This is a genomic window from Egibacteraceae bacterium, assembly GCA_040905805.1.
In the GTDB taxonomy this organism is placed as follows: domain Bacteria; phylum Actinomycetota; class Nitriliruptoria; order Euzebyales; family Egibacteraceae; genus DATLGH01.
Map to the genome: position 1 here is coordinate 1 of JBBDQS010000121.1, position 3,853 is coordinate 3,853.

A 3,853-nucleotide genomic window follows, 5' to 3' on the forward strand; every position below is an offset into this window, starting at 1 on the left:
GCTGAAGGAGCAGATCCCGGGCACGGTGGGCGGGGCCCGATGGCGCAGGTGAGGCTGACGCGCGGGACGCGATTACCGGTTGGAGTCGTTGCCATTGGTTGGACCGGTTGCTATGCTGCCGGGCAGGAGGTTGCTGCGGTGGCATCGACGCTGGATCGCAAGGTCGCCGAGGCGGCCGAGGCGTTCGTCGAGGAGCTGCGCGCGCGCCTCGTGCACGTCGCCGAGCCCGAGCGGCTGGATGGTGCTCGGCTTGGGACGCAGGCGGCCGATTGGGCCGCGTCAGCGCTTGAGGCGCCGGGCACGTCGCTGCTGGCCCGCCGCATCGGGCCCGTCTACACCATTACGGACCTGGCCCGCTGGCTGACGGCACCCGGCGGCGACCCGTTGACTGGGGAGGCCGTGCGCAAGCGGGCCCTCAAGCGGCGGCTCGTGGCCTTGCGCGCCGACGATGGCCACTGGGCGTTCCCCTCCTGGCAGTTCAGCCGCGCCGCTGGCCGACTCGTTCCCCTGGCGGAGGTCATCGCCCTGTGGCGGCGGCTGCCCCACGACGGGTTCCTGACCGACGCCGACCTGGCGGCGTGGATGCACACTCGGCTCGGCAGCCTGGATGACACCCCGGCCGGATACGCCAACCGTCACGGCGCGGATGCTCCCCCGCTGGGTGCCGCCGTGTCGCGGTTGGGGGCGCGAGTCGCCTGACGGATGCCGCGTCAACGCATCGGGCTTCGCCCGCCCCGCCCGGGGGATGCCCCAAGGGTGCCGAGGACAGGCCGCCGTCGGCCGCTGTGGCGAGCCTGCGACCGTCGCCATGACCAGCCGTGGTGGTTCTCGACGCGCACGGGCAACCCCGAGCCCGGTCGCTTCGACCTCCAACGCCCACGCGGCACCTGCTACTGGGCGCTGTCATCGGCCACGGCCATCATCGAGAAGATCGCCGATCCCGACCAGGACGACCCGCCGGTGGTGAGCGTGACGGCGCTCGCCAGGCTGGTGGTATGGCGCGCCGACCGGGTGGGACAGGCCCGCTCGAAGCTCGCGGACACCACCGTGGCTTCCATACCGGGACTCACCGGCGAACTGGCCACGATCGTCCCCGACATGCTGGCGTGGCAGTGGGCGGACGCGTTCGACGCAGCCGGCCACAACGGCATCCTCTACCAGGCCCGCTTCGCGCGTGACGAGTGCGTCGCCCTTTTCGGCCCCGACGGTGCCCCCGAGGACGCCCCGCCAGCAGAACCTACGCCGGTGTTGGACCACTACGACACCTTGCCTCCCGGGTTCCGCGCTGGGATCGGCACGGTCGGTGCCATCAAGGACCTCACCCGCGCGCCGCCACCGTGACCCCGCGAGCGGCCGGAGCGACGTCGACGCCGGGTGGCCGGCTTCGACACCGCGTTCGGCGCGTGCCGGGCCTGGCTGGTTGCGCACCACGAGCGATTCGAAGAGCAGCCCTGCGGAGTTGAGATCGGCCAGCAGTCCGGCGGCGTCGACGCGGACAGCGGCGGGGGCGATGGAAGGGTCGACGAAGTGGCGGTGCGGCGTCGTGCGAAGGTTGCGCCGCCGTAGAGGTGCCCATCGGCCCACAGTCGGGCCTCAACGAGCCCTCCGTCGTCAACTGCGATGCGTTCCACACCGTCGCACAGTGGCGCCTCGGCCTGGGCGCGGCGCATGTCGGACCGGCTCCGCCCACCATCCGCGCGGAGCGGGAGGCACTGCGGCGCGGGCCCGGGCGGGCATACCCCGGGTTGTGGACAGCCGGCGTTGCGGCGGCGGCGGTTACCATCGTGTCCGCACGATGGACCGAGGAGGTGCCCGATGGGCGTGGCCACGACCGGTGCGCGCATGGCGCACAGCCTGCTCGCCGACCTTGACAGGCACGGCAAGCTCGACGACCGGCTGCGCTACGAGATCCTGGCCGGCGAGCTCGTGATCCGGGGGCTGCCGCTCGTGCGCCACGAGCACGCCGTCAGCGTGCTCGTGCAGCACTTCCGCAACTGGGTCACCGAGCATGGCGGCGTGGCCTACGCCGGCGCCGGCATCGAGATCGGCGACCACCAGCTGCGGCCCGACCTCACCTTTATGGGCCCCGCCCGCGTCGACGAGATCGACGCCGACGGCTTCCACGTCGCCCCCGACCTCGTCGCCGAGGTCACCTCACCGGGCACCCGCAGCCTCGACCTCCACGAGAAGCGCGCGATCTACGAGGCGATCGGCGTGGGCGAGTACTGGGTGGTCGACCTTGCCGAGCAGCGCGTGATCGTCCACCGCCGCGACACCCAGGGCGGCTACCAGGCCACCGAGCACACCGCGGGCACGCTGTCCACCGAGCAGGCCCCCGGCCTGGAGGTGCCCGTCGGCGAGGTGCTGGCCTCGACGTGAGCTCGGTGGTCGCCCACCGACGCTGGCCGCGACCAGCCGCTGGTAGATCGCGGGCAGCCGGCGGGCCTGTGATGGACCACTTCCGCGCGTGGGTCCGCGGGCACGGCGGCGAGGCGTTCACCGGCGCCGGCGTCGAGATCGGCGCGCACCAACTCGTCCCCGACCTGACGTTCGTCGGCCCCGAGCGGGCCGGCGAGCTGGACGCCGACGGGTTCCACGTGCCGCCGGATCTGGTCGTCGAGGTCACCTCGCCGGGCACCCGCAGCCTGGACCTGGTCGAGAAGCGCGCGGTCTACGAGACGATCGGGGTGGGCGAGTACTGGGTGGTCGACCTCGTCGAGCAGCGCGTGATCGTCCACCGCCGCGACGCCCAGGGCGCCTACCAGGCTGCCGAGCACGTCGAGGGCACGCTTTCCACCGAGCAGGCGCCCGGCCTGCAGGTGCCCGTCGGCGCCCCAGCGGTTCCCCGCGGTAGACCCCTGTTGCGGGACGTATCTGTCCGTCGCGGCGGGTCTATGGTGGGTAGGTTGCGAGGTCCGGTGGACGGCGCCTTGGCTGGGTCGCTCGAGTCGCAGTGCAAGCGGACCTGCGCCGTGACCCATCGCCTTCGACGGGGCTGCCGCAGAGCCTGTGGATGACGACCTCCGGGTTCGGCGGGTCCCGGCTACGGTGCTCGACGTCCACCCACACGGTTGGGGTGTCATGAGGACCGAGGAGTCGCGTTGAAGATCGTGACACTGCGGGATGAGTTGGTACCAGCGGACGGTTGCGTCGTCATTCGCGGCGGTGCTGGCACCCTCGAGCATGATCATGTCCGAGGGCAGGCTGTTGAGAACCACGATCGGTACGGCTTCTACGGCGTCTCGGTGTTCGTGACGCCGCCATCGGCGGTCGCCGACCTGTTTGGTGACCATCCGATCGGTAGCCGCTACGACGCAAAGCCGGTGTTCGTCGCCAGAGCGGCGACGCTGCTCGGGGCGGGGTTCCCACTGTTGCCCACGGGATTGCCGCCCCACTATGACGTGGTCTTGCCCGACGTGTCGGAGCGCCACCTCGTCCGGCTGCGCAACTGCTTCGACGGCCCCGTGATCGCCCCACCCGAACCCTTGCCGCCAGTACGGTGACCGTTCAGACTGGAGCCATGGCCATGAAGCCCGACATCAGCGTGGATCTCTTCAAGATCGACGAAGACGGTCACGTCTGGACCGCCGCCTCGAAGCTTCCTGACGGTTTCCGTCCGGGCGATCACCTTGTGCTGGGTGACGGCGGGGACGCAGCACCGGCTGTGGCCCGTGTCGTTGACATGGGCGAGCGCTGGGTGCGGTTCCATGTGCTCGCGGGGCCTGCGGAAGACCACCGACACCTCCTGCGTGGCCGTCCCGCGGCCTGAGGGGCGTCGATGCGCCAGTCCGCCGGGTGCAGTGGCGACCAGGGTGCATCCGATGCCGGATCCGAGGAGGGACGATGACGACGA

Annotated in this window: 7 protein-coding genes; all 7 read left to right on the top strand. The window is 71.4% G+C overall.

What is annotated here, in order from left to right; translation table 11 throughout:
- Window positions 1-138: 138 nt before the first annotated feature.
- The 7 genes from WD250_13760 to WD250_13790 all read left to right on the top strand — a co-directional run bounded on the left by WD250_13760 (window position 139) and on the right by WD250_13790 (window position 3,769).
- Window positions 139-699, top strand: coding sequence for a hypothetical protein (locus tag WD250_13760; GenBank protein ID MEX2621275.1), 561 nt, complete (start codon window positions 139-141; stop codon window positions 697-699).
- A gap of 57 nt (window positions 700-756) precedes the next feature.
- Entirely contained in the window at window positions 757-1,341 is a 585-nt protein-coding gene (locus WD250_13765) for an RES family NAD+ phosphorylase (protein ID MEX2621276.1), read from the top strand.
- 33 nt (window positions 1,342-1,374) lie between these two features.
- The gene (locus WD250_13770; GenBank protein MEX2621277.1) at window positions 1,375-1,566 is read left to right on the top strand and encodes a hypothetical protein; all 192 of its coding nucleotides are present in this window, start codon (window positions 1,375-1,377) and stop codon (window positions 1,564-1,566) included.
- Window positions 1,567-1,815: 249 nt separating this feature from the next.
- Window positions 1,816-2,379, top strand: a complete 564-nt coding sequence (locus WD250_13775; GenBank protein ID MEX2621278.1) for a Uma2 family endonuclease — start codon at window positions 1,816-1,818, stop codon at window positions 2,377-2,379.
- A 5-nt stretch (window positions 2,380-2,384) separates the two neighbouring features.
- A complete protein-coding gene (locus WD250_13780; GenBank protein MEX2621279.1) occupies window positions 2,385-3,017 on the top strand; it encodes a Uma2 family endonuclease in 633 nt (210 codons plus the stop codon).
- Window positions 3,018-3,101: 84 nt separating this feature from the next.
- Window positions 3,102-3,503, top strand: coding sequence for a hypothetical protein (locus WD250_13785; GenBank protein ID MEX2621280.1), 402 nt, complete (start codon window positions 3,102-3,104; stop codon window positions 3,501-3,503).
- 23 nt (window positions 3,504-3,526) lie between these two features.
- A complete protein-coding gene (locus WD250_13790; GenBank protein MEX2621281.1) occupies window positions 3,527-3,769 on the top strand; it encodes a hypothetical protein in 243 nt (80 codons plus the stop codon).
- Window positions 3,770-3,853: the final 84 nt, after the last annotated feature.